The 26,100-nt window shown below is 69.3% G+C and carries 21 protein-coding genes; 16 read left to right on the top strand and 5 right to left on the bottom strand.

Annotated elements, in window-relative coordinates:
• The first annotated feature begins 30 nt into the window (after positions 1 to 30).
• The 3 genes from F620_RS0103850 to F620_RS0103840 all read left to right on the top strand — a co-directional run bounded on the left by F620_RS0103850 (position 31) and on the right by F620_RS0103840 (position 8,285).
• Positions 31 to 1,791, top strand: a complete 1,761-nt coding sequence (locus tag F620_RS0103850; protein ID WP_369773813.1) for an autotransporter assembly complex family protein — start codon at positions 31 to 33, stop codon at positions 1,789 to 1,791.
• On the top strand, positions 1,788 to 5,975 hold the full coding sequence (locus tag F620_RS0103845) for a translocation/assembly module TamB domain-containing protein (protein ID WP_019569514.1): 4,188 nt from the start codon (positions 1,788 to 1,790) through the stop codon (positions 5,973 to 5,975). Before F620_RS0103850 ends, F620_RS0103845 begins: the two co-directional genes overlap by 4 nt.
• A gap of 96 nt (positions 5,976 to 6,071) precedes the next feature.
• Positions 6,072 to 8,285: a bifunctional diguanylate cyclase/phosphodiesterase gene (locus F620_RS0103840; RefSeq protein WP_026331300.1), complete on the top strand. Its 2,214-nt coding sequence runs from the start codon at positions 6,072 to 6,074 to the stop codon at positions 8,283 to 8,285.
• Here F620_RS0103840 and F620_RS0103835 read toward each other — a convergent pair.
• The 5 genes from F620_RS0103835 to F620_RS0103815 form a co-directional block, all read right to left on the bottom strand.
• On the bottom strand, positions 8,242 to 10,683 hold the full coding sequence (locus tag F620_RS0103835; protein ID WP_019569512.1) for a transporter substrate-binding domain-containing protein: 2,442 nt from the start codon (positions 10,681 to 10,683) through the stop codon (positions 8,242 to 8,244). The genes F620_RS0103840 and F620_RS0103835 overlap by 44 nt on opposite strands.
• Positions 10,684 to 10,813: 130 nt before the next feature.
• Positions 10,814 to 11,461, bottom strand: coding sequence for an OmpA family protein (locus F620_RS0103830; RefSeq protein ID WP_019569511.1), 648 nt, complete (start codon positions 11,459 to 11,461; stop codon positions 10,814 to 10,816).
• A gap of 286 nt (positions 11,462 to 11,747) precedes the next feature.
• Positions 11,748 to 13,415, bottom strand: a complete 1,668-nt coding sequence (gene groL, locus F620_RS0103825; protein ID WP_019569510.1) for a chaperonin GroEL — start codon at positions 13,413 to 13,415, stop codon at positions 11,748 to 11,750.
• 51 nt (positions 13,416 to 13,466) lie between these two features.
• A complete protein-coding gene (gene groES / locus F620_RS0103820; RefSeq protein ID WP_018947484.1) occupies positions 13,467 to 13,757 on the bottom strand; it encodes a co-chaperone GroES in 291 nt (96 codons plus the stop codon).
• 142 nt (positions 13,758 to 13,899) lie between these two features.
• Positions 13,900 to 14,400 carry an FxsA family protein gene (locus F620_RS0103815; RefSeq protein WP_019569509.1) on the bottom strand — a complete coding sequence of 167 codons (501 nt, stop codon included), beginning with the start codon at positions 14,398 to 14,400 and terminating at the stop codon, positions 13,900 to 13,902.
• Between the two features lie 151 nt (positions 14,401 to 14,551).
• On the opposite strand from F620_RS0103815, the gene F620_RS0103810 reads away from it, so the two are divergent.
• The 13 genes from F620_RS0103810 (at position 14,552) to F620_RS0103750 (ending at position 26,091) form a co-directional block, all read left to right on the top strand.
• Positions 14,552 to 15,106, top strand: coding sequence for a thioredoxin family protein (locus F620_RS0103810; RefSeq protein WP_018869761.1), 555 nt, complete (start codon positions 14,552 to 14,554; stop codon positions 15,104 to 15,106).
• Between the two features lie 76 nt (positions 15,107 to 15,182).
• Positions 15,183 to 16,487, top strand: coding sequence for a TolC family protein (locus tag F620_RS0103805; protein WP_019569508.1), 1,305 nt, complete (start codon positions 15,183 to 15,185; stop codon positions 16,485 to 16,487).
• A complete protein-coding gene (locus F620_RS0103800) occupies positions 16,484 to 17,287 on the top strand; it encodes an efflux RND transporter periplasmic adaptor subunit (RefSeq protein WP_019569507.1) in 804 nt (267 codons plus the stop codon). The genes F620_RS0103805 and F620_RS0103800 overlap by 4 nt, the downstream gene beginning before the upstream one ends.
• A gap of 34 nt (positions 17,288 to 17,321) precedes the next feature.
• The gene (gene cutA / locus F620_RS0103795; RefSeq protein ID WP_019022734.1) at positions 17,322 to 17,654 is read left to right on the top strand and encodes a divalent-cation tolerance protein CutA; all 333 of its coding nucleotides are present in this window, start codon (positions 17,322 to 17,324) and stop codon (positions 17,652 to 17,654) included.
• Positions 17,642 to 19,957: a protein-disulfide reductase DsbD gene (locus F620_RS0103790; protein ID WP_019569506.1), complete on the top strand. Its 2,316-nt coding sequence runs from the start codon at positions 17,642 to 17,644 to the stop codon at positions 19,955 to 19,957. The genes cutA and F620_RS0103790 overlap by 13 nt, the downstream gene beginning before the upstream one ends.
• On the top strand, positions 19,954 to 20,526 hold the full coding sequence (locus tag F620_RS0103785; RefSeq protein WP_019569505.1) for a redoxin domain-containing protein: 573 nt from the start codon (positions 19,954 to 19,956) through the stop codon (positions 20,524 to 20,526). The genes F620_RS0103790 and F620_RS0103785 overlap by 4 nt, the downstream gene beginning before the upstream one ends.
• 139 nt (positions 20,527 to 20,665) lie before the next feature.
• Positions 20,666 to 21,109 (top strand): type II 3-dehydroquinate dehydratase, encoded by a 444-nt coding sequence (gene aroQ, locus F620_RS0103780; protein ID WP_018869755.1) that lies wholly within the window; start codon positions 20,666 to 20,668, stop codon positions 21,107 to 21,109.
• A 6-nt stretch (positions 21,110 to 21,115) separates the two neighbouring features.
• A complete protein-coding gene (gene accB / locus F620_RS0103775; RefSeq protein WP_019022731.1) occupies positions 21,116 to 21,574 on the top strand; it encodes an acetyl-CoA carboxylase biotin carboxyl carrier protein in 459 nt (152 codons plus the stop codon).
• Positions 21,575 to 21,608: 34 nt separating this feature from the next.
• A complete protein-coding gene (gene accC, locus F620_RS0103770; RefSeq protein ID WP_019569504.1) occupies positions 21,609 to 22,952 on the top strand; it encodes an acetyl-CoA carboxylase biotin carboxylase subunit in 1,344 nt (447 codons plus the stop codon).
• 7 nt (positions 22,953 to 22,959) lie between these two features.
• On the top strand, positions 22,960 to 23,841 hold the full coding sequence (gene prmA / locus F620_RS0103765; RefSeq protein WP_019569503.1) for a 50S ribosomal protein L11 methyltransferase: 882 nt from the start codon (positions 22,960 to 22,962) through the stop codon (positions 23,839 to 23,841).
• A gap of 27 nt (positions 23,842 to 23,868) precedes the next feature.
• Entirely contained in the window at positions 23,869 to 24,720 is an 852-nt protein-coding gene (locus F620_RS0103760; protein WP_019569502.1) for a zinc-ribbon and DUF3426 domain-containing protein, read from the top strand.
• Positions 24,721 to 24,763: 43 nt separating this feature from the next.
• Complete coding sequence (dusB, locus tag F620_RS0103755) at positions 24,764 to 25,774, top strand: tRNA dihydrouridine synthase DusB (RefSeq protein ID WP_018869750.1); 1,011 nt, start codon at positions 24,764 to 24,766, stop codon at positions 25,772 to 25,774.
• Positions 25,771 to 26,091 (top strand): helix-turn-helix domain-containing protein, encoded by a 321-nt coding sequence (locus F620_RS0103750; protein ID WP_019569501.1) that lies wholly within the window; start codon positions 25,771 to 25,773, stop codon positions 26,089 to 26,091. Before dusB ends, F620_RS0103750 begins: the two co-directional genes overlap by 4 nt.
• Positions 26,092 to 26,100 lie beyond the last annotated feature (9 nt).

Below are 26,100 nucleotides of genomic sequence, written 5' to 3'. Positions count from 1 at the left end.
CTTCCCCCGTGATCGCGTGACCCGCCATCGATGACTTCCATCCCCGTTCCCGCCCGGTTGTGCCGTCCCTGCCTCGCGGCCCTGCTCGCGCTGCAGCTCCTGCTGGCCGCGCCGGCAGCGGGGGACGAACGTCCACGCCTGGCACTGGAGGGCGGCACCGCCGAACAGCGCGACAACATCGAGGCGACCCTCAACCTTGCGCGCCAGCGCTGCGACCTGCCCGAATTCCGCGAGAGCCGGGTATTGCGCGACGCCGAAAGCCGCTCCCGCGACGCCCTGCGCGCCATCGGCCACTACCATCCGGAGCTGGAACTGTCGCTGGACCGCGATGCCGGGCCCTGCTGGACCCTGAACCTGACGTTCGACCCCGGCCCGCCCACCACCGTGAAATCGCTGGACCTGCGGGTAGAGGGAGAGGGCCGCACGGACCCTGCGTTCGAGGCCATCCTGATGCAGACACGGATCGCCATCGGTGACGTACTGCGCCATGACCGCTACGAGGCCCTGCGTTCGCGCTTCACCCGGGTGGCCGCCGAACGCGGTTATTTCGATGCCGAGCTCACCATGCGCCGCCTGGAGGTGGACACCGAAGAGCGCACCGCTTCCATCCGCCTGCACATGGATACCGGCCCGCGCTACCAGCTGGGCGAGATCCGCATCGAGCAGGACATCCTGCGCGGGCGTTTCATGCAGCGTCTGCTGCCATTCGAGCCCGGCGAACCCTATGCCTCCGCGCGGATCATCGAACTGCAGCGCAATCTCAACAACAGCGGCTATTTCGAATCGGTGCGCGTGCGCCCGCTGCGTGACGAGGCCGAGGAGCGCCGGGTACCGGTGATGGTTGAACTGGAGCCGCGCAACCGCCTGGCCTTCGAGGCCGGCATCGGCTACTCCACCGACATCGGCCCGCGCACGCGCTTCGGCATGGAAAACCGCTACGCCAACCGCCGCGGTCACCGCTATACCGGCGAGGTGGAGGCCTCGCCCGTGCGTTCCGGCGTGGCCTTCAACTACGAGATCCCGCTGCGCGACCCGCTGCGCGAACGCCTGAACCTGTTCACCTCCTGGCGCACCGAGGACACCAGCACCCAGCAGTTCGACCGCTTCCAGCTGGGCACCAGCCGTGTACTGCAGCGCGAGTCCGGCTGGCAGACCACCGAGATGGTGCGCTACGAATACGAGGATTACACCGTCAGCGATCAGACCGACACCTCCCGACTGCTGATCCCCTCCTACCGCGTCAGCCGGACCGAGGCCGACGACCCGATGACCCCGCGCCGGGGCTACCGCCTGGAGGGCACGGTCCAGGGGGCCGCGGAGGAACTCCTGTCCACCACCAGCTTCGCCCAGGTGCGCGGCAACGCCCGCTACATCCGCGGTCTGGGACCGGGACGCGCGCTGCTGCGCGCCGATGTCGGCTTCACCGAGGTCGATTCGGTGCGGGAACTGCCCAGTTCCCTGCGCTTCTACGCCGGCGGCGACGGTTCCATCCGCGGTTATGGCTACCAGAAACTGGGGCCGAAGAACGAGGACGGCGACATCATCGGCGGACGACACCGCCTGGTGGGCAGTGCCGAATACGAGATCCCGGTGGTGGGTGACTGGAGCGCGGCGATCTTCGTGGACGCCGGCAACGCCTTCGACGACTTCTCCGACTTCGACACGGTCTACGGCGCGGGTGTCGGCGTACGCTGGCGCTCACCGGTCGGTCCGATCCGTCTGGATATCGCCCACGGACCGGACTCCGACGATGATTTCCGCATCCACTTCTCCATGGGGCCGGATCTGTGAAGCGCTGGCTGCGCATCGGGGGCCGCGGGCTGGGGGTGCTGCTGGTCCTGCTTGCGGGGCTGGTGGCCGCCCTGGTCACCCTGCTGGCCACCGAATCCGGCACCCGCTGGCTGGCCGAACAGGGCGAACGCCACGCCCCGGTGGATCTCGCCATCGCGGAGGTGGAAGGCAAGCTGTTCCGCGGCCTGTCCGTGCGCGGACTGACCCTGGAGCTGCCCGAGGGCCCGAACATCGCGGTGGACGAGGCCCGCGTGGCCCTGGACATCGCCGGGCTGCTGGCCCTGGATGTGCGCGTGGCCGAGCTGGGCGCGCGCGGCCTGCGGGTGGATCTGCCGAAGGCCCCGGAAGAGGTGCCCGAGCCCGAGGAGGTGGAAGATCCGCCGGCCTTCGAACTGCCCGAGCGGATCGCCATCCCGCTGCTGGGCCTCCATCTCGACCGCCTGTGGCTGGCCGATCTGCGCGTGACCCGGACCGGCGACGATCTGTTCGCCCTCACGCACCTGGAGGCCCGTGCCAGCGCCCGCGATACGCAACTGCACCTGCACCATCTGGACGTGGCCCTGCCGGACCCGGCGCTGCGGCTGAACCTGCACGCCCGGCTGCAGGCCGACGGCGACTTCCCGCTGGAGGCCGGCGGACGCTGGCGGCTGGGGCTGCCCGAGGCGGCCGGCGAATGGCTGGAACGCGAGGACGTCGCCGGGGTGCTCGAGCTGGAAGGTGATCTGCTGCGCAGCCTGCGCCTGAACCACCGGGTGGAGGCCGGCCCGGCGATGGAGACCCGCGCCACCCTGCACGACCCGTTCGACGCGCCCGCGCTGGAGCTGGAACACGCCTGGGAGGCGTTCGCGCTGGCGCTGCAACCCGACACCCGGCTGACGCTGGACGCCGGACGACTGCAGGCGGACGCGACCCCGGACGACTGGGATCTGGCGCTGGCCACCGGTGCACGGCTGGACCCGTGGCCCGCGCTGGCCCTCCAGCTCGCGGCCCACGGCGACCTGGCCTCCGCGCGCGTGGAGACCCTGAATCTGCGCTCCGCGGCGGGGAATCTCGCCATCAGCGGCGAGGCGGGCTTCGCCGACGAGCTTACCTGGGACCTCGGACTGGATCTGGACGATCTCGATCTCGCGGCGCTGGAAACGGCACTGGACGACATGCCGGAGCTGGATGCCGGAATCCGGCGCCTGAGCGCGACCAGCCGGGGACGCCTGCCACCGGGGGCGGAGAACCCGCTGGCCGCGCTGGAGGCCGCGGTGACCCTCACCGAACTGGAGGGCCATTTCGAAGACCAGCCGCTGACCGGCGAACTCGACCTGCAGCTGGCCGAAGGCCGGGCCCGTTTCGAACAGGGCCAGTTCCGCCTGGGCGATGCCCGCCTGAGCCTGCAGGGGCACCTGGACGGGCTGCAGGCGGCGGCCGATGATCCCGAGACCCGCTGGCCGTTCGCCCTGGACCTCGACCTCGAGGGAGTGGATGCGGCGCAGTTCCGGCCCGATGCCGATGCCCGGCTGGACCGCCTGCGGCTTGCCCTGACCGGCGCCCTGGCACCGGCCGAAGCCGATTTCGAAGCCGGCCTGGCGCTGACCGCGCTGGAGGCGAGCGCCCAGGGGGTCGGGGTGCGTGGCGACGGCCGCGTGGAGCTGGACGCCCGGCGCGCCCTCATCCGCGAACTCAACCTGCGCAGCGACCCCGGAGCGCACCTGGGCCTGAGCGGCGAGGTCGGCTACGGCGCCGGCCTGGACTGGGACCTCGACCTGCGCGCGCGCGAGCTCGATCCCGGCCTGGCCGCCCCCGATTTCCCCGGGCGCCTCGCACTGGACCTGCACACCGCGGGCCGGCTGGACCCGGAAGACGGACCGACCGTGGAGGCCCGCATCCGCCGGCTCGACGGCCATCTGCGCGATCAGCCGGTCTCCGGAAGCGGCGAACTGCGCCTGGAAGACGAGATCCTCGACATCCGCGAGCTCGTACTCGGGCTGGGGGACAACCGGGCCCGGATCGCGGGGCGCGTGGCCGACACCCTGGACCTGGACCTCGCGCTGCAGGCACCCGGGCTGGACGCCCTGATGCCGGGACTGGGAGGCGAACTGGAGCTGGATGCCCGCATGCATGGCGAACGCGAGGCCCCGCGGATCACCGCCCGCGGCCACGGCGCGCAACTGCGTTACGAGGACTTCGCCCTGGAACGGCTGGAACTGGAGGCGGACACCGGGCTCGCGGAGACCGCCCCGGCCGAGATCGACCTGAGCCTGCACGGGGGCGCGAGCGCGGGGCAGACTCTGATCGAACGCCTGGAGCTGAGCGCCGATGGCACCGCCGACGAACATCGGGCGCGGCTGGATCTGGAGTCCGCCGAATTCGGCCAGCTGGAGCTGGCCGTGGATGGCGGCCTGGACACCGAAGCGCTGCACTGGAGGGGTCGCATCCAGCAGCTCGCACTCGACCAGCCGCTCGCCGGCCGCTGGTCCCTGGCGGAGCCGGTGGCGGTGGAAGGCGGTCCCGAGTCGGCGCGCCTGGAACGGCTGTGCCTGCAACGCGACGGCGGCGAGATCTGCGCCGAAGGCCGCCTGGACCCCTCCGGGGAGGCGAGCTTCGCCGCCCGCCTGGGAGCCATCGACCTGGCCTGGCTGGAACCGCTGCTGCCCCCGGAACTGGCGCTGCAGGGCACCGTGGATGCGCAGGCCGACGGGCGTCTGGATGCCGACGGCCGGATGGATGCGGATCTCGCGGTCACCCCGAGCGATGGCGTGCTGCAGGTGCGCGACGGCGACGACCTGCTGCAGGAGGTCCCGTGGCGGGACACCCGGCTGACGGCCCGCGTGCGCGACCGCGACGTGGATGCCGAGCTGCGCATGGACTTCCTCGACAACGGCATGGCCCGGGCCGATATCGCCCTGCGCGAGGAAGACGGGGTGACGGGCATTCAGGGCGACCTGGAAGCGCGGCTGGAGGATCTTGCCTGGCTCGCGGCCACCAGCCCGGAGATCGAGAACCTGCGCGGCGCGTTCGAGCTGGCGCTGGGACTGGACGGGCCGCTGCAGGACCCGCTGGTGGAGGGCGGGCTGCGCTTCCACGACGGCGGGGTCACGATCCCCGAGGCGGGCATCGACGTGGCGATCCCGGAGCTGCGCGCCGATGTGCTGTCCGCGCGCGAGATGACGATCAGCGGGGCCCTGGAGTCCGGCGAGGGCCGGATCGACCTGGACGGCCGTGCCGATCTCGGCGAGGACGGCCCGCAGGTCCTGCTGCGGGTCGACGGGGAAGACTTCCTCGCGGTCAACCGTGCCGATGCGGAGGCCCTGATCGAACCGGCCCTGCGCATCCGCTTTCGCCCGGACGAGGGCCTGGCGATCCGTGGCGGTATCAGCGTGCCGTGGGCGCGCCTGCGCCCGCCCGACCTGCCGCCGGGCGCGGTGCGGGTATCGGGCGATCAGGTCATTGTCGGTGAGGAAGAGGAGCGTCCGGCGGCGCTCCCCATGGATATCCGCGTGCGCCTGCATCTGGGCGATGACGTACGTTTCGACGGCTTTGGCCTGACGGCCCGCTTTGCCGGCGAAGTGGACGTGGAACAGGTCACCGGGCGCCCGACGCAGATGTTCGGCGAGATCCGCATCCCCGAGGGCGAATACACCTCCTACGGCCAGGACCTGCAGATCGACCGCGGCATCCTGCTGTTCCAGGGACCGCCGGAGGCGCCCGATCTCGACCTGCGCGCGGTACGCCGGGTGCCCGAATACAACGTGACCGTGGGCCTGGAGATCGGCGGCACCCCGGATGCCCTGCGCAGCCGGATCTTCTCCGAACCGCCGATGGACGAGACCGAGGCCCTGTCCTACCTGCTGACCGGGCGGCCGCTGTCCGGGGCATCGGAATCCGACGGCAACATGCTGGCCGCCGCAGCCGCCGGCTGGGGCCTGGAACAGGGGGCGATGATCACCCAGCGCATCGGCACCGAGCTGGGCCTGGACGAGGTGGAGCTGGACACCGATGCCGGCCTCGACCAGAGCGCGCTGACCCTGGGGCTCTACCTGTCGCCGCGACTGCTGCTGCGCTATACGGTCGGGCTGTTCGACAACACCTCGCGGGTGCTGCTGCGCTACGAACTCACCCGCTCGCTGAGCGTGGAGACCTCCTCGGGCAGCGCGGGCCAGACGATCGACCTGATCTACCGCCACGAGCGCTGATCCCGCCCCGGACCGGGGCTGCGGACCACGCACCTGTTGCCCCGGGATATCCCGTGCGATACTTGCGGGAGTTGCCCCGACATGCCGGAGGGCCCCTTGCCGGATTCCACCGAACCACCGCTGTTCCGCGACGAGGACCCACCCGCCGCCGCCACCGAAGAACGCGCCTGGCGGGTACTGATCATCGACGACGAGCCCGAGGTACACCGCGCGACCCGGTTCGCCCTGGGCGATGTCCGTTTTCAGGGACGCCCGCTCGAATTCCTCAACGCCTACTCCGCCGCCGAAGGGCGGCGCGTGCTCCAGCAGCAGGACGACATCGCGCTGGTCTTCCTCGACGTGGTGATGGAAGACGACCACGCCGGGCTGGAACTGGTGCGCAGCATCCGCGAGGAGATCGGCAACCGCGACGTGCGCATCGTGCTGCGCACCGGCTACCCGGGGCTGGCACCCGGGTACCAGGTGATCGCGGATTACGACATCAACGACTACCGGGTAAAGACCGAGCTCAGCGCGGAGCGGCTGTACGCCACCACGCTGGCGGCCCTGCGCGCCTATCGTGACCTGATGATCGTGCATCGGAGCGAAGAAGGCCTGCGCTTCATCGTCGACACCGTGCCACTGCTGCTGCGCGACCGCGAACGGCGCCGCTTTGCCGAAAACATGCTGCAGCAGCTGGCCCGGGCGCTGGATGTCGCGCCGCACGGCGCGGTGATCGAGGGAACCGATCCCCCACGACTGCTGGCGGTCGCCGGCATCGACGCCGCTCCGGGCGAGGCGCTGGACAGCCAGGGGTCGGGCATGCCCGTGTCGGCAATTCGCCGCAGCCTCGAACGCGGCCTGGGCGATGACGGCAACGGGGATCTGTTCGTGCATATCGGCTCGGGCGAACACGAGGCACCGGCGGTGATCTGGCTGCATGTGGGGCGGCCACTGGAATCGGTCGAGCGCCAGCTGCTGCAGGTCTTCGGCATGAATCTGGGGGTGGCGCTGGACAACCTGTCACTGTACGAGCGCACCCGCCAGCTGGCCTATTTCGATACCCTGACCGGACTGGGCAACCGCGCACTGTTCGCCCAGCAGCTGGAGGCCATGATCCAGCGCAGCACGACACCGGCGGAATCGCTGAACCTGCAGATCGCGATGGTCAACATCGTGCGCTTTCGCGAGTTCAACTCGGTCCTGGGGCGCGCCGCGGGGGATCGTCTGCTGGTGGCCCTGGGGCAGCGGCTGGTCGAGCATTTCCCCGAGGCCCATGCCGCCGGTCGCATCAGCGGCGACACCTTCGTCCTGCTGCTGCCGGCGGACACCCCGCCGGAACGCCTGTTCCAGGCCACCGCCGACCCCTTCGATATCGTCGATACCCCGCTGCGCCTGGAGATCAGTGCCGGACTCACGCGCTACCCCGAGGACGGCACTGACGCCGAGACCCTGCTGCGCAACGCCGACGTGGCCCTGGGCCTGGCGCGGCGCGATCACCCGGGCGAGATCGCGACCTATTCACGCTCCATCGACGAGGGGCTGGCACGTCGCCTGAACCTGCTCCAGGACCTGCGGGGCGCGGTGGAACGCGACGAACTCATGCCGTGGTTCCAGCCCCAGATCGACCTGGCCACCGGCGAGACCGTGGGTGCGGAGGTCCTGCTGCGCTGGCGTCGCCAGGGCGAACTGGTGTCACCTGCGGAGTTCATCCCGATCGCGGAATCCTCCGGTCTGATCCGCCCGATCGGGGAACGGGTGCTGGAACTCGCGCTGGAATACCAGCGTGCGCTGGCCCGCCGCTACGACCGCCCTTGCCGGCTGAGCGTCAACCTGTCCGCGATGCAGCTGGCGGACGAGGAGTTTCCGGCTCGCCTGCGCCGGCTGCTGGGGCGCCACGAGCCGCTGGAGGCGCCGCTGGAGATGGAGATCACCGAGACCGTATTGATGGAAGACGTGGAATCCAGCATGACCAGTCTGGACGCCCTGCGCGAGCTGGGCCTCGAGCTGGCGATCGACGACTTCGGCACCGGCTACTCGTCCCTGGCCTATCTGCGGCGCGTGCGCCCCGACCGCCTGAAGATCGACCGCGCCTTCATCACCCCGCTGGAGACCAGCGAGGACGCGCGCAGCATCACCCGCGCGATCATCGAGCTGGGGCATCATCTGGGCATGCGGGTGATCGCCGAAGGGGTGGAGACCCCCGCGCAGCGCGACCTGCTGCTGAGCATGGGTTGCGACGAGGGGCAGGGCTTTCTGTGGGCCCCGGCCCTGCCGGCCGACGAATTCAGTTCGTGGCAGGCCCGCCCCGCCGGGGGAGACGCAGGATGAAGCGGGCGCCCTGACCCGGCTCGCTCTCCACTCGCACGCTGCCGCCCAGGCGCCCGGTCACCTGGTTCCAGACGATGTGCAGCCCGAGCCCGCTGCCGCCCTGTGAGCGGCGGGTCGTGAAGAAGGGTTCGAACACCCGGGAACGCGTCGCGGCGTCCATGCCCTGTCCCTCGTCGGCGCACTCGATCTCCACCCAATCGTTGTCCAGCACCCGGCCACGCAGCCATACCCGGCAGCCCTCGGGACAGGCATGCTCCTCGACGTTGATCAGCAGGTTGGTCAGGATCTGCGACAGGGACCCCGGCCAGGAATCAAGGATCACGCCTTCCGGAATCGCGTTCGCCACCTCGATCCCGGCGCGTGACAGGCGCGGCGACAGCCCGTGCAGCACCTCGTCGACAAAACCGCGCAGCTCGAATTCGCGCCGTTCGTCGCGCTGGCGGTCCACCGCCACCTGCTTGAAGTCGCGCACCAGACCGGCGGCGCGTTCGAGGTTCCAGGCCACGATGTCGTGGCCTTCACGCGCGCGTTCCAGCAGCCGGTCCAGATCGGAACGGGTCATCTCGCCCGCGGTGTAGCGCCGCTGCAACGTGTCCAGATCCGACTTGAGCTGCGAATCCGTGGTCATCGCCACGCCCAGCGGGGTGTTGATCTCGTGTGCCACGCCGGCCACCAGGGAACCCAGTGCCGCCATCTTCTCCGATTCGACCAGCTGCGCCTGGGCGGCCTCCAGATCGGCATAGGCCCGGCGCAGGCGGCGATTGAAATACAGCACGATGGCAAGGATCACCAGGGCGACCCCGGCGACCAGGGCGGCCAGCCGCAGGGCCCGCCCCCAGTCGATGTCCTCCTCGATGGTGATCGTGGTCCAGCGCTGCTGGATCGCCGCCGCCTCGGCCGGGGTCACGCTGTCCAGGCCCCGGTCGAGGATCTCGCGCAGGCGGCCCTCGCCGGGCTGCACCGCGAGGCGCAGGCGCTCGTCCGCGCCATCGACGGTGGAAGCGACCTCCAGCAATCCGGCGTAGCGCGCCCTGACCGGCCCCGCCACCACCAGCAGGTTGTCCAGCGCGACCTCGGCGTCGCCATCGGCCACCGCCCGCAGCACCGCATCGGTGGAGGGGCGCTCGACAATCTCCGCGTCCGGCTGCGCACGCTGCAGATCGGCCAGCATCCCCGAATCGGCCAGGACCGCGACCCGCCGACCCGCCAGATCCGACAGCGACCCGACCGACGGGCCGTCCACCGTGGTCACCAGCGCCAGCGGGATCTCCAGATAGGGACGGGTGAAGTCCATGAATTCATCGCGTTCCGGGGTCCGCTGCACGCTGGTCAGAAGATCGACCTCGCCGTCCCGGAACAGGCGCACGGCCTCGCTCCAGGAGTCCACCGGTACATGCTCGAAGACCAGCCCGGTGCGTTCCGCCACGTGCCGGAGGAACTCCGCGCTGATCCCCCGATGCTGGCCCTCGGGGCCGAGGTCGTCGAACGGCGGCCAGTCCGGGGTGGCGGCGTAGCGGATTGCGCCGTGCTCGCCCAGCCAGGCGCGCTCCTCGTCGGTCAGCTCGACCAGCCGTCCGGTGCCCCAGGCCGTCACTGCGTCCGCCATCCACGGACGCCGAAGCTCGGCGTGGGTGGGATCATCCATCGCCTCCAGTTCCCGCTCGAGCGTATCCCGCAGCGCCGCATCCTCCGGCCCGGTCACGAAACGCAGCGAACCGGTGGCGAAGGGCAGTGGCCCGCGCACCTGCAGGTTGGCGAGGCCATGGCGTTCCGCGACCCAGGCCATCACCAGCAGGCTGCCGGCCCATGCCTCCACCTCGCCGGTCGCCACGGCCCGCAGCGCGGTCTCGGCGTCCGCAAAACGCTGCAGATCGATCTGCGGATGGGCGTCGGGGATCAGCTGATCCAGGGCGTGACCGCGTTCGACCGCGAGGCTGCGGCCCGCGAGGTCCTCCAGACGGCGCAGGTCCTCCGTGTCCCGCCGGGTGACCAGAACGACGGGATTGTCGACATAGCTTTCGGTGTAGTTCAGCGCTTCGGCGCGGCCCTCGACCCGCGCGAAGGAGCCCGCGACGTCCGCGTCTCCGGTCTCCACCGCCTCCAGGACCGCGTCCCAGTCCGGGACCACCACGGTCTCCAGCTCACGACCCTGGCGCTGGGCGATCAGGCGCAGGTAATCCGAGGTCAGCCCGGACCACTCGCCCCGATGGTCGAGATACTCGAACGGGGGCCAGCCCGTCTCGGCCACGGCCACCCGCCACGGCTCGTCCGCAGCGTGCGCGGGGACGGCCGACAGCAGCAGCCCGGCCAGCAGCCAGGCGAGCGCAAAGAAAGCCGCGACCGACCGGAAGCAGATGGTACGGCGCGAATTCGGACCCCGGCGGAATGCGCTTGGCATGACCCTCCCTGTCGCGGCAGCGGACGACGCGCGCTCGGCGGTCATCGCGATTTTCCGGGAGCGTACACAAAAAAACCCCCGACCGCGAAAGCGGCCGGGGGTCCGGCACTCCGATCCGGAGCGGGGTCGATCAGTCGACCCGGCGCTCCACGTCGGAGGTCACTTCCACGCGACGGTTGGCCTCGCGGCCTTCACGGGTGGAGTTGTCCGCGGTGGGACGGTCTTCGCCATGCCCCATGGACTCGATGTCGCTCTCGCGGATGCCCTCGGAAGCGAGGAAGTCCGCCACGCTCTGCGCGCGACGCTCGGACAGGCCCTGGTTGTAGTCCGCCGGACCGATCGTGCAGGTGTGACCTTCAACCAGCACGGAGGTGTAGGAGGCACCGTCGGCGGTCAGGTCGGCCACCAGGTCACGCAGCTCGGCACGGCCTTCGGAACGCAGCTCGGCGCTGTCGAATTCGAACAGCACTTCGGCGCTCAGGGTCGTGGTTTCGAATTCCGGCTCGGGGCTCGGGGCCGGAGCGGGTTCCGGATCCGGCTCGGGCGCTTCGGCGGTTTCTTCGATGTAGCCGGCGCACTGCGAATGGCGCACGTACTCGGGCGCCCAGCTCGAGGTGCGCACGCACTCGCCGGAACCGTCGATGACCACGGCACCGGAGGAGTCGGTGACGTTGGCGGCGGGGGTGGAGTGGCTGCCCGCCACGGCCTGGCCGGCCGCGCCGAACATGAGCGAGGCCACCGAGGCGGCCAGCAGGTTCTTGACAAGCTTCTGATTCATTCTTTGCCTCCTTGGAGAAACGATGACGACGGATTGCGGGAATTCAGGAAGCGACGCCTGCACACCGATCCCGGCCCTATCCGGACGGAAGGACGGCTCACGGCCCGGACCCTCCACATCGCCTTGATAGTGGCACACCATTCACGGTTTTGCACGCAATCAAACGTGGATTCTGTCTCGGTGTCACAACGCTGTGCCATACATGAGACATTTTGACGTCGACTCCATCAAAAAGACCCCGCCGAAGCGGGGTCCCGGGGGGCTGGCCGGTGAAGCCGGGCCGGCATTACATCATGCCACCCATGCCTCCCATGCCGCCCATGCCGCCCATGCCGCCCATGTCGTCACCGCCGCCACCGCCGGCGTTGTCGTCGCTCTTCGGCAGATCGGCCACCATCGCCTCGGTGGTGATGATCAGGGCCGCGACCGATGCCGCGTTCTGCAGCGCCGAACGGGTCACCTTGGTCGGATCCAGGATGCCCATGTCGATCATGTCGCCGAACTCGCCGGTTGCGGCGTTGTAGCCGTAGTTGCCCTCGCCTTCCAGCACCTGGTTGAGGACTACGGACGGCTCGTCACCGGTGTTGTAGACGATCTGGCGCAGCGGCTCTTCCATCGCGCGGCGGGCGATGTTGATACCGGCGTTCTGCTCCTCGTTGTCGGTCTTGAGGTCGCGGATGGCATTGCAGGCCCGCAGCAGGGCGGTACCACCGCCGGGCACCACGCCTTCCTCGACCGCCGCACGCGTGGCGTGCAGGGCGTCCTCGACGCGCGCCTTCTTCTCCTTCATCTCGACCTCGGTGGCCGCGCCGACCTTGATCACCGCAACACCGCCGGCCAGCTTGGCCACGCGTTCCTGCAGCTTTTCCTTGTCGTAGTCGGAGGTGGCTTCCTCGATCTGCTTGCGGATCTGGGCGACACGACCCTGAATGTCGTCGTTGTTGCCCATGCCGTCGATGATGGTGGTGTTTTCCTTGGACACCTGCACCTTCTTGGCGCGGCCCAGATCTTCCACCGTGGCCTTCTCCAGCGACAGGCCGACCTCTTCGGAGATCACCTGGCCGCCGGTCAGCACGGCGATGTCCTGCAGCATGGCCTTGCGGCGATCACCGAAGCCCGGGGCCTTCACGGCGGCGACCTTGACGATGCCGCGCATGGCGTTGACCACCAGCGTGGCCAGGGCCTCGCCTTCGATGTCCTCGGCGATGATCAGCAGCGGCTTGCTGTTCTGGGCGACGCCTTCCAGCACCGGCAGCAGCTCGCGAATGTTGGAGATCTTCTTGTCGACCAGCAGGATGTAGGCATCATCCAGCTCGGCGCTCATGCTCTGCTGGTTGTTGACGAAGTACGGGGACAGGTAGCCGCGGTCGAACTGCATGCCTTCGACCACGTCCAGCTCGTTCTCCAGCGAGGAGCCTTCCTCGACCGTGATCACGCCTTCCTTGCCAACCTTGTCCATCGCGTCGGCGATGATCTCGCCCACGGCGGTATCCGAGTTGGCGGAGATGGAGCCGACCTGGGCCACGGCCTTGTGCTCGGTGCACGGCTTGGACAGGTTCTTCAGCTCTTCGGTGGCGGAGGTCACGGCCTTCTCGATGCCGCGCTTGAGGTCCATCGGGTTCATGCCGGCGGTCACGGCCTTCATGCCTTCGTGCACGATGGACTGGGCCAGCACGGTCGCGGTGGTGGTGCCGTCACCGGCGCTGTCGGAGGTCTGCGAGGAGACTTCCTTGACCAGCTGGGCGCCCATGTTCTCGAACTTGTCTTCCAGCTCGATTTCCTTGGCCACGGACACGCCGTCCTTGGTCACGGTCGGGGCGCCAAAGGCCTTGTCGAGCACCACGTTGCGGCCCTTCGGACCGAGGGTGACCTTCACGGCGTTGGCGAGGGTGTTCACACCCTTGGCCATGCGGGTACGGGCATCGTTGCCAAAGCGGACTTCTTTTGCACTCATGTCGGATTCTGCTCCTGAAATTGAATAAAACTACGTGACGCGAATGCGGGCTCAGCCCTCGATGACGGCCATGATGTCGTCTTCGCGCATCACCAGGACTTCTTCGCCGTCGACCTTGACCTCGGTGCCGGAGTACTTGCCGAACAGCACCTTGTCGCCGGCCTTGATGTCCAGCGCACGCTTCTCGCCGTTGTCCAGGATCTTGCCGTTGCCCACGGCCACGACTTCACCGCGGATCGGCTTTTCGGCCGCCGAATCCGGGATCACGATGCCGCCGGGCGTGGTGCGTTCTTCTTCCATGCGCTTCACAATCACGCGATCGTGCAAAGGCCGCAGATTCATGGTGGAAACTCCTTTCTGTCTGTTCATAACAGGGGTCTGAGGGAACCGGATGGATGCCCTGTTAGCAGCCACCCGCAACGAGTGCTAATCATAGGGGCGAACGAACACGAGTCAAGAGCACGGAAACGCGTCCGACAAGGGGTCAGCGACGCCGATCGTCGTCGCCGGAATCGTGGTCGAGCACGTCGCGACCGCCAGCCTTGTCATCGTGCCGGCGGAACTCGCCCTCGATCGGGCCGCCGGCATCATGGCCGGGCCCCTGGAACGGGCCGGTCCGCGCCCGCACCAGACCGCGGCGCAGGATGCCCGCGGCAATCAGCCGGCGCAGTGGTGGCACCAGCAACACGGCCCCGGCCGCATCGGAGAAGAATCCCGGGACCAGCAGGAGCACTGCGGCCGCCATCAGCAGCCAGCCCTCCAGCAGACCGCGCGCGGGGACCTCGCCGCGCGCCAGGCTCTGCTGCAGCCGCCGCCAGTGGTAGAAGCCCTGCACCCGGAACAGCACGATCCCGCCGGCCGCGGTCGCCACGACCAGCGCCACTGTGGCGAGCGCACCGACGGCATCCCCGACCCAGGCGAACCCGAAGATCTCGAGCAGGATGAAACCGAGAAAGACCAGAAGCGGTAACAGGGGATTGCGCATCGCGAGGAGGATTCGACAAAGAGGGGATCATTGGAGCACGTCACGGGTACGGGTGTCGATTCGGCCGGGTTCCCTTGCCGTGACCCCGGAATTTCGCGACCCTCCCCTGCGTCTCAATGACAGAAGACGCCCACCGGAGAAAGGAGGCCACATGAAACGCAGCCCGCTGTCCCAACGAGTGATTCCGGTCCTGCTGCTGACCCTCGCGTTCATGCTGGCCGGAACGGCCGTCGCCCAGGACGACCCGCGTGATCCGGAAGAACACTTCTTCCAGCCGACCTTCGGCGATTTCCAGGAGGAGCTCGAGCTCGCCCGCGAGGAAGGCAAGAAGGGCATCCTGATCTTCTTCGAGATGGATGCCTGTCCGTTCTGTCATCGGATGAAGAACCAGGTACTCAATCAGCCGCAGGTGCAGGACTACTACCGCGAACACTTCGCCATCTTCAGCGTGGACATCGAAGGCGACGTCGAGATCACCAACTTCGACGGCGAGACCCGGCGGATGGCCGATTTCGCCACGCGCGACTTCCGTGTGCGCGCCACGCCGGTCTTTCAGTTCTTCGACCTGGACGGCGAACCGGTCCACCGCTTTACCGGGGCCACCCGCGATGCGGACGAATTCCTGACCCTGGGGCGTTTTGTCGCCGAGGGGCACCACGAAGAAACCAACTTCAATCGCTTCCGCCGCGAGCAGCGCGGCCGCTGAACGCAAAGGAGCGGACATGACTCCTCGTCTCCCTGTCCGGGGGCGCCGTGCCGGCGCCCTCCTGACGGCGTGCCTCGTGCTGGCCGTCGGCACGGGCGGTCCCGCGTCGGCCGAGGTGGTGCCGGACATCGAGCCGCTGCCCCAGCCCCTGCGGCTGCAGCATGCCATCGAGGCGGTGAATGCGATGCACCCCCGCGTGCAGCAGGCCCGCGCCCGACGCGAAGCGGCCGAAGCGGAGCTGGAAGCCACGCGCGCCGACCGTGACCTGCGCGTGGACGCGCGGCTGGAAGCCCGCTGGATCGAGCCCAACGACAACATCGCCGACGACCGCAACAACGACTCGCGTGCGACCCTGGTCGCGCGCAAGCTGCTGAGCGACTTCGGCCACTCCCGGGCGCGCGAGGAGGCCGGGGCCAGCGCGCTGGAGGCCGCGCGCCAGGAGGAGTGGCTGGCGTTCGCCCGGCACCGCCTTGAGGTCCTGGAGCGCTACTTCGACGTGGTCCTCGCCGATCTGGCCTTCGCCCGCGACACCGAAGCGATGGCCGCCGCATTCGTGACCCTCGAACGCATGCAGGAGCGCAACGAGCTGGGCCAGGTCTCCGACATCGACCTGTTCGAGGCGGAAGCGGAATACCAGGAGCATTTCACCCAGCGGCAACGCTCGCTGTACCGCCAGCAGCGCAGCCGCGCCGAGCTGGCCGAGGCCCTGCATCACCGCGGACGCCCGCCGGCCGACGTCCTCGGCCCGCCGCTGCCGCTGGACCTGCCCGAGCTTCCGGAGCTGCGCAGCCTGCTGGCGGACCTGGAGTCCGGCAGCCCGGCCCTGGCCGCCGAACGCCAGCGGGTCGAGGCCGCCACCGGCCGCGTGCAGGCGGCCCGCAGTGAAAGCCGCCCCCGGCTGTATGCCGAGGCCGAGACCGGCTACTGGAACCGGGAGTTCGGCGGAGACCGCAACCCCTTCGCCGCCGCACTGGTACTGGAGGTGCCGCTGTTCGAGGGGCGCCGCGGCGATGCCCGAGTCGGCCGCGCGGTGGCCCAGCGCCGGGAAGCCGAAGCCGAACGCGACCAGGCCATGCTCCGGGCCCGCAACCGGGTACGCGAACTGGTTCACGAAATCCGGACCCTGGAGGTGCAGCGCGACGAGGCACTGGCACGCATGGACTACCGCGACCTCTACATCAGCCGGGCTCGCTATCTCTACCAGATGGAAGACGAGGCCGACCTCGGCGACTCCATGGTCCAGCAGAGCGCGGCCGCGCATTTCAATGCCCGTACCGAATTCGAGCTGGCCCTGGCCTACGAACGCCTTGCCCTGCTGACCGGCCGCGAAGACCTGAGTCCGTTCGCCGCCGACGCCACCGCCTTTGGAGGGACCCCATGAACACCCGCATTCACCCCATCCCGCACACCACCCGGCGAGCGATCGGCGCGAGCCTCGCGCTGTTGTTGCTGAGCCCGGCCGCGGGCGCCCAGACTGTGGACGCGGAGCTCGCCTGGAGCGAGCAGTACCGGATCACCGCGCCCGTCGCGGGCCAGGTCCGGGAGATCGGGGTCCGGCCCGGCGACCGGGTGATGGAAGATGACACCCTGTTCCGCATCGACGATCGCCGGGCCCGTGCGGAACTGTCCGCAGCGCAGGCCGAGGTCGAACGCCTGGAGCTGGAAGCCTCGGAAACCGAACGCGAACTGCGCAAGGCCCGCGACCTGTACGACCAGACCCTGATCGCCGAGCGCGAACTGGAACTGGCCCGAATCGACCACACCGCGGCCGAATCGCGCCTGACCGAGGCCCGCGCCCGGGTCCGCCAGGCCCGCGCGGACGTGCACGACACCGAGATCGCCGCGCCCGGAGAGGGCCGCGTGCTGCGTCTGGACGTCACCCGCAACGAATACGTGAACCCCGCGCTGGTTCCGCCGGTTCTCGCGGTGATCGGACGCGACGCTCCGATGCATGCACGCGGCCGCGTGGACGCGGATACCGCCGCACGCCTGGAACCCGGGCACCCGGTCACCGTCATCCTGAACGACACCCGCGTCGACGGCCGGGTGGAGCACGTGGACTGGGAGCGCAGCGGCGAAGAGGACGCCCCCGCCTATCGTCTGCGGGTCGAGTTCACGCCCCCTGAGGGCCTCGCCCCGCGGGCGGGCCAGGCGGCACGGATCGAACTCGGCCTGGAATGAGCATCCGGACTGAACCAGGAGGACGCACTTCACCATGAGCGAATCCGACCCCGCACCGGCCTGGCTGGTCATCACCACGCTGGACGATGCCGACGCCGCCGAACGCCTGGCCGGCCACCTGGTCGAGGCCGGCCGCGCCGCCTGCGTGCACATGCTCCCGCCCGGCCGCTCGATCTATCAGTGGCAGGGCCGCATCGAGGTCGACAGCGAAGTCACCCTGCTGATCAAGACCTCGCGCGAGGCCTGGCCCGAACTTCGGGCCACCCTGCACGATCAACATCCGTACGACACGCCCGAAATCATCGCCCTGCCGATCGAGGACGGACTGCCCGACTACCTGAACTGGATCCGCGAATGCACCCGATGAACCTCCGTTACTGGCTTGCCGCCCTGTTCACCGCGCTGTTGCTGCTGCCCGGAGTGGCCGCGGCACAGTTCGGCATGGACGACGACCTGCTCGACCCGGACGACGCCTTCGCGATCAGTGCCGAGGCGGTGGATGAATCCACCATCCGTCTGACCTGGGACATCGCGGACGAGTACTACATGTACCGCGAGCAGTTCGAGTTCGAACCGGAAAGCCCCGGCCTGGAACTGGGCGATCCGGCGATCCCGGACGGCGAGATCAAGGAAGACGAGTTCTTCGGGCGGGTCGAGACCTATCGCGGCGAGGTCAGCATCGAGCTGCCGGTACTGGCCGCCGAAAGCGAGACCATCGAGCTGACCGCACGCTCGCAGGGCTGCGCGGATGCCGGCATCTGTTACCCGCCGCATTTCCAGACCGTGTCGATCACCCTGCCGGGCCTGCCGGGTGACGCCGAGGCCGAGGCCGACACCGCGGCGGCCGGGGAAGGCGCACTGGACGAGCTCGGCCAGATGTCCGGCGAGCTTGCCGGGGACGAGGATCTGCTCGACCCCGAGGATGCGTTCGCCGCCTCCGCCGAGGCGATCAGCCAGAACGCCGTGGTGCTGCGCTTCGACATCGCCGACGGCTACTATCTCTACCGCGACCAGCTGGACGTGCGCGTCGCCGAAGGGGAAGGCATCGAGCTGGGCAACATCAGCCCGCCGGACGGCGAACTGCACGAAGACGAGTTCTTCGGCGAGACCCGGATCTTCCGCGACGAGGTGGAGATCCTGGTGCCGGTGCAGCGCGATGCCGACGACGTCGCCGACATCGTGCTGGCGGTGGACTACCAGGGCTGCGCGGACGCGGGTATCTGCTACCCGCCGCTGACCCAGGAGGTCGCGGTCAGCTTTGCCGCCGATCTGGCCGAGGAGGCCGACCCGGCGGCCATGCCCGATGAAGGCGAAGCCGCACCCGAGGACGACGACGCCGTCGCCCCGCCGGCCTCGGAACAGGACCGCATCGCGGCGCAGCTGGCGGACGGGCGCGTGTGGCTGGTGGCCCTGGCGTTCTTCGGCTTCGGCCTGCTGCTGACCTTCACGCCCTGCGTGTTCCCGATGATCCCGATCCTGTCCAACATCATCCTCGGCCAGAAGGAGATGAACACCCGCAAGGCGTTCTTCATCTCGCTGGTGTTCGTGCTCGCGATGGCACTCACCTATACCGTGGCCGGGGTGCTGGCGGGCATGGCCGGGGCCAACCTGCAGGCCGCCTTCCAGAATCCCTGGATTATCGGCACCTTCGTCGCCATCTTCGTCGCGCTGGCGATGTCGATGTTCGGCTTCTACGACCTGCAAATGCCCGCGGGCGTGCAGAGCAAGCTGTCGAACATCAGCAATCGCCAGGAGGGCGGCACCCTGTTCGGCGCCGGTGTCATGGGCTTCCTCTCGGCCCTGATCGTCGGGCCGTGCGTCACCGCGCCGCTGCTGGGAGCCCTGCTCTACATCAGCCAGACCGGCGACGCCGTGCTGGGCGGGATCGCGCTGTTCTCCCTGAGCATGGGCATGGGCGCCCCCCTGCTGGCGATCGGCACCTCGGCCGGACGCCTGCTGCCGAAGGCCGGCCCGTGGATGGATACCATCAAGGCGGTGTTCGGCGTGGGCCTGCTGGCCATGGGCATCTGGCTGCTGGAACGGGTCATCCCGGGCGAAGTGGCGATGTTCCTGTGGGCTACCCTGTTCATCGTGGTCGCGGTGTACATGGGGGCGCTGCAGAGTCTGCCCGAAGGCAAATCCGGCTGGCACACCCTGTGGAAGGGGCTCGGCCTGGTGATCCTGATCTACGGCATCCTGCTGATGCTGGGGGCGGCCACCGGCGGCAAGGACATGACCCGCCCGCTGGCCACCCTCAGTCAGCCCGCCGTCACCACCGCGGACGGCGGACCGACGGAGATGGAGTTCACCTACATCGACAGCCTGGAAGATCTCGAACGGGAGGTGGCGGAGGCCGCCTCACGCGGCGAACCGGTGTTCGTGGACTTCTATGCCGACTGGTGCGTGGACTGCGTACGCCTGGAACGCACCACCTTCCAGGACCCGCAGGTCATCCGCGCCACCGCGGATGTCCATCTGCTGAAGGCCGACGTCACCGACAACACCTCGGAGCACCGCGAACTGATGCAGCACTTCGAGCTGTTCGGCCCGCCGGCGATGGTGTTCTACGACCGCGACGGCGAACCACTGCCGCAGTTTCGCCGCGTCGGTTACCTCAACGCCGAGGCCTTCCTCGAGCACCTGGACAATGCCCTGGGGGTGCGCCCGTGAACGGGAACCGCTGGTGGCTGGCACTGGCCATCGGGCTGTGCGCCCCGGCCCTGACCGCCTGCCTGGATAACGACCGGTCCGGCGACACCGCGACCGGCGGCGACCCGGATGTCGATGCCGCCGACGTCGCGGGGCCGGAGGACACCCCGACCGGCGAGTCGCGCGTCGACTTCACCCTGCCGGACCTGGACGGCGAGGAGCAGGCCTTCAACCAGTGGGACGACGACCTGGTGGTACTCAACTTCTGGGCCACCTGGTGCCCGCCCTGCAAGAAGGAAATGCCGCTCTTTCAGGAAACCTGGGAAGAATACCGGGACGAGGACTTCAACATCGTCGCGGTCGCGGTGGACGAACAGTCGGCCACCGAGCAGTTCGTCGCCACCTACGGCATCGAATTCCCGATCCTGATCGGGCAGGACGAGGCCATGCAGATCCAGACCGAATACGGCAACCGGATCGGGGCCCTGCCCTACACCGTGGTCATCGATCGTGACGGGACCGTGCGCGAGACCCACCGCGGCGAGGTTACCGAAAACGACCTGCACGGCTGGCTGGAGCAATACCTCTGACCCGCGCGGGCACGCTCCGGCGCACGGCGAAGGTGCTGGACACCCCGCGCGCCCTGCGGCAGAATCGCGGCCATGGATTCGCCGGCATGTTCCGGCGCGTTCGCCCCCATTCACGTCCGGATCGCCGCCGATTCCCGTCATGGCCACCATCCTGCTGCTCAACGGCCCCAACCTGAACCTGCTCGGACAGCGGGAGCCGGAGCGCTATGGCCATGCCACGCTGGCGGACATCGAGGCGGATCTGGAGAACCGGGCGCACGAGGCGGGGATCCGCCTGAACTGCTTTCAGAGCAATCACGAGGGCGCCCTGATCGACCGCATCCACGCGGCGCCGGGCGAGGACGTGCGCCGTATCCTGATCAACCCGGGCGGACTGACCCACACCAGCGTCAGCCTGCGTGACGCCCTGCTGGGGGTCGCGATCCCGTTCTACGAGATCCATATCAGCAACGTCCATGCCCGCGAGGCGTTCCGGCAGACATCGCTGCTGGCCGACGTCGCCGCCGCTACCCTGGCCGGTTTCGGCCCCCGGGGGTACCGGCTGGCGCTGGACGCGGCGATTGCAGCCATCAAGGAGTCATAGGCACCCATGGATATCCGCAAGGTCAAGAAACTGATCGACCTGCTCGAGGAGAGCGGGATCCACGAAATCGAGATCAACGAGGGCGAGGAGTCGGTGCGCATCACCCGCTCGCCCGGGGGCGTCCCCCAGGCACAGCCCGCACCGATGCCGGCCGCCGCACCGCCGCCCGCACCGCCCGCTCCCGCCGCCGCGGCCGAGGAAGCGGGCGCGGATGAACCGGAGGAACTCGAGGGCCACCGCGTGACCGCGCCCATGGTCGGCACCTTCTACCGCGCCCCCAGCCCCGGCGCCACGCCGTTCGTCGAAGTCGGACAGCAGGTGGAGGTGGGCGACACCCTGTGCATCATCGAGGCGATGAAGATGCTCAACCCGCTGGAAGCGGACCAGGCCGGCACCGTCCGCCAGATCCTGGTGGAGAACGGCAACCCGGTGGAATACGGCCAGCCGCTGTTCATCATCGCGTGAGCCTTCACCGTCTTCGCCGAACACAGGTCCGAGCATGTTTGAAAAAATCCTGATCGCCAATCGCGGCGAAATCGCCCTGCGGGTACTGCGCACCTGCCGCGAGATGGGCATCGCCACCGTGGCCGTGCACTCCGACGCCGACCGCGACCTCAAGCACGTGCGCCTGGCCGACGAATCGGTCTGCATCGGTCCCGCCCCCTCGAACGAGAGCTATCTCAACATCCCGGCGCTGATCGCCGCGGCCGAGGTCACCGATGCCGGCGCCATCCACCCCGGCTATGGCTTCCTGTCGGAGAACGCCGACTTCGCCGAACGCGTGGAATCCAGCGGCTTCGCCTTCATCGGCCCGCGCGCCGAGACCATCCGCCTGATGGGCGACAAGGTCTCGGCCAAGCAGGCCATGCTCTCCGCCGGGGTCCCCTGCGTGCCGGGCTCCGGCGGCGCGCTGGGCGAGGACCCCGACGCCAACCTGCAGCTGGCCCGCGAGATCGGCTACCCGGTCATCGTGAAGGCGGCTGCCGGCGGCGGTGGCCGCGGGATGCGCGTGGTGCATACCGAGGGTGCGCTGCTCAACGCGATCTCCCTGACCCGCAACGAGGCCCGTCAGGGCTTCGGTGACGACACCCTGTACATGGAGAAATTCCTCGAGCGCCCGCGCCACGTGGAGTTCCAGATCCTCGCGGACACCCACGGGAACGCGGTATGCCTGGGCGAGCGCGACTGCTCCATGCAGCGGCGCCACCAGAAGGTGATCGAGGAGGCCCCGGCCCCGGAGATCACCGCCACCCAGCGCCGCGACATGAGCGAACGCCTGATCCGCGCCTGCCAGGAGATCGGCTATCGCGGGGCCGGGACCTTCGAGTTCCTGTACGAGGACGGGCAGTTCTTCTTCATCGAGATGAACACCCGGCTGCAGGTCGAGCACACGGTGACCGAGCAGGTCACCGGCATCGACCTGGTGCGTGAGCAGATCCGCATCGCCGCCGGCGAACCGCTGGGCATCACCCAGGACGACGTCACCATCCACGGCCATGCGATCGAATGCCGCATCAACGCCGAGGACCCCGCGACCTTCGTCCCCAGCCCCGGCACCATCCAGCAGTACCACGCCCCCGGCGGCCCCGGGATCCGCATGGACACGCATATCTACAACGGCTATGCGGTACCGCCGCATTACGATTCCATGGTCGGCAAACTGATTGCCCACGGCACCACGCGCGACATCGCCATCGCGCGCATGCGCGGCGCCCTCGGCGAAATCATCGTCGACGGCATCCGCACCAACATCAGCCTGCATTCCGACCTGATGAACGACGCCAATTTCCAGCGGGGTGCCACCGACATCCACTACCTGGAAAAGAAGCTGAAGGCACACTGAGGGCCGCATGAGTCTTGCCGAACTGGAATGCCGGGTCGAACCCGGCGATGCCGAGGCCCTGGAAGAGCTGCTGTTCGAACTGGGCGCGGTCAGCGTGGAACTGTTCGATGCCGCCGACGAACCCCTGTTCGAGCCGCCCCCGGGCACCCACCCGCTGTGGTCGGACATCCGCCTGAAGGCCGTGTTCTCCGACCGCACCGCGGCGGAGCTGGCCTCGGCCTCGATGCTCCAGCGCGACCCCGCCCCCTCCGAGCTGCAGGTCACCGACATCACCGACCAGGACTGGGTGCGCGCGGGCCTGGACGGGCTGGAGGCCATCCACTGCGGCGGGCCGCTGTGGATCGTGCCGTCCTGGGAGGAACAACCGGACGTCGAGGACGGGGTCTTCGTGCACCTCGACCCCGGCCTGGCCTTCGGCACCGGCAACCACCCCACCACCGCGATGTGCCTGACCGCCCTGGCCGAGGACCCGCCGCGTGACCTCGAGGTGCTGGACTACGGCTGCGGCTCCGGGATCCTCGCGATCGCCGCGCTCAAGCTGGGGGCGCGCCACGCCCTCGGGATCGACAACGATCCCCAGGCGGTCCAGGCCACGGAATCCAACGCGGCCGCCAACGGCATCGGCAGCGACCGTCTGCAGGCCGGACTCACCGATCACCCGCTGCCCGAAGGCGGCTCCGATCTGGTGCTGGCCAACATCCTCACGCGCCCGCTGATCGAACTGGCCCCGGTGCTCACCGCGGCCACCCGTCCGGGCGGGCGCATCCTGATGGCCGGACTGCTGGATCGTCAGGCGGAAGAGGTCATGGAGGCCTATGCCCATGCATTCGATATCGGTGTCCGCGATTCCCGCGATGGCTGGGCCCTGCTGGACGGCCGCCGCCGCTGACCCACCGGCCGGACGGCCTGCCGCGTAATGCTGGTCCGCTGCCCGCATTGCAGCGTTGCCCATGTGGTGGCCCGCCCGCCCGGCAACGCGCACCACGCACGGGTCCGCTGCGAGGCCTGTGGCCGTGCGTTCGCCTGGTTCCCCGCTCTGGAGATTGCCCCGGCGGGCGAACCCGCAAACGGGGCCGGCCTGCAGCCGGTCCCCGCCGCCCCCGGCAGGCCGGACGAAGGAGCGCCCACCCTTTCGCACCCGACCGTCGGATCTCCCGACACCCAGTCCGCGCGCTCCGTGCCGTACCCGGAACCGTCCACGCGCCCCCCCGCAGCCCCCGATCCCGAGCCGGAGCGCGAGCGTCCCGCCCGGGGGGCTCCGGGGCGCCCGGACGGCCCGCAGATACGACCCGCCCGAAGCGCACACCGGACCCGTTTCGGCGGTGCCGCGCTGGCGGGCCTCCTCCTGCTGGGGCTGATCTTCCAGTTGCTGGCCTTCCCGCCACGCGCCATCACGCAAGAACCCGCGCTGGAGACCCTGCGGACCTCGCTGTGCGAGCGCCTGCACTGCCCCGAACGCGCCCATCGCGCGCCCGAGTCCGTTCGTGTCTCCACTCCTTCGCTGCACCCGGCCGGCGCCGGCAGCGGCCGCTGGCTCATCTTCGAGCTCTACAACCGAGAATCACGCGCTCAGGCCTGGCCGCTGCTGGATATTGCCCTGTCGGACACCCTGGGCCGCACCCATGCCCGCGAGCGCATCCATCCGCGGGTCTATGCCCCGGACGGTGATCCCCCTCCGCAAATGGCCGCCCACCGACCCTGGCCCGTCGCCCTGCGCATACGCACCGAGCACCCGCGCCTGAGCGGGGTCCACGTCCGCCCCCGCTGACGCGGATTCCTGCGCCGGGCGTGCGGGCTGCTAAACTGACGGCATGCAGCTCGGCCGCCACCATTTCTCCGACCCGCCGGTCTTCCTCGCGCCCATGGCCGGGGTCAGCGACCGGCCTTTCCGCCTGCTCGCACGACGCCTGGGGGCCAGCGCGGCGGTCTCGGAGATGGTCACCTCGCAGCAAAACCTGTGGGACAGCGCCAAGAGCCGGCACCGCCTGGATCACGCGGCCGAACCGTCACCGCGCATCGTCCAGCTGCTGGGAAACGAGCCCGGAGCCCTGGCCGACGCAGCGCGTGAAAACGTCGCCCGCGGTGCCGATATCATCGACCTCAACCTGGGCTGCCCGGCCAAGAAGGTCTGCAGCCGCGCCGCCGGTTCGGCGCTGATGGGCGACACCGGGCTGGTCCGCGAGCTGCTGCAGGCCCTCACCGACAACGCCGGCGTACCGGTCACCCTGAAGATGCGCCTGGGCCTGGACCCCGAACGCATGAACGCGGGAACCATTGCCGGGATCGCCGCAGATGCCGGGATTGCGATGCTCACGGTGCATGGCCGTACCCGGGCGGCGGGGTATCGCGGCGCGGCCGATCACGAGGCGATCGCCCGGGTGGTGGCCGCCACGGACCTGCCGGTGCTGGCCAACGGGGACATCCGCGACGTCGAGGATGCCCGGCGGGCCCTTGCCCGCACCGGCGCCACCGGGATCATGATCGGGCGCGGCGCGCAGGGACGCCCGTGGCTGCCGGGACGGATCCGCGCCGCGCTGGCCGGCGAGGTCCTGCCGGACGAACCCGGCCCCGCGTCCATCGCGGCGCTGATGCGCGAGCACGTCGCCGCCCTGCACCGGCAATATGGTCCGCATCAGGGCGTGCGTATCGCCCGCAAGCACATCGGCTGGTATCTTGAGCAGCTGGGGAGAGGCGAGGCAGAGACCCGCGCACTGCGGGCCGAACTGTTCGCCCTGGAGGACGCCGGCGAACAGCTCCGGCGCCTCGAGGCAATGTTTCCATCAGGCGATTCGCCTGCGGACGATTCGGACAGGGCCGCATGAGCAGCAACGGGAATCCCGCGCGTCGCAAGGACGGCAACGGACAGACGACATGGCCGGGACAGGGTCCGGCCGCGCCGCCGGAATCGGACAGCGTCCTCGCGCAGTCCGTCCATCAGGCCATGGAAGACTATTTCGACACCCTGGACGGGCAGTCCAGCCACGGCCTCTACGCCCTGGTGATGGAGGAGGTCGAACGCCCGCTGCTGGCCTGCGTGCTGGAACGCTGTGGCCACAACCAGAGCCGCGCGGCGGCCGTGCTCGGCCTCAACCGCGCGACCCTGCGCAAGAAGCTGCGCAGCCACGGGCTGCTCGACTAGCCAGCTCGG

The organism is Thioalkalivibrio sp. ALE11, assembly GCF_000381205.1.
Classification (GTDB): Bacteria; Pseudomonadota; Gammaproteobacteria; order Ectothiorhodospirales; family Ectothiorhodospiraceae; genus Thioalkalivibrio.
Note: the sequence above shows the minus strand (reverse complement) of the source record. Positions and strands in the feature narration are given on the sequence as shown.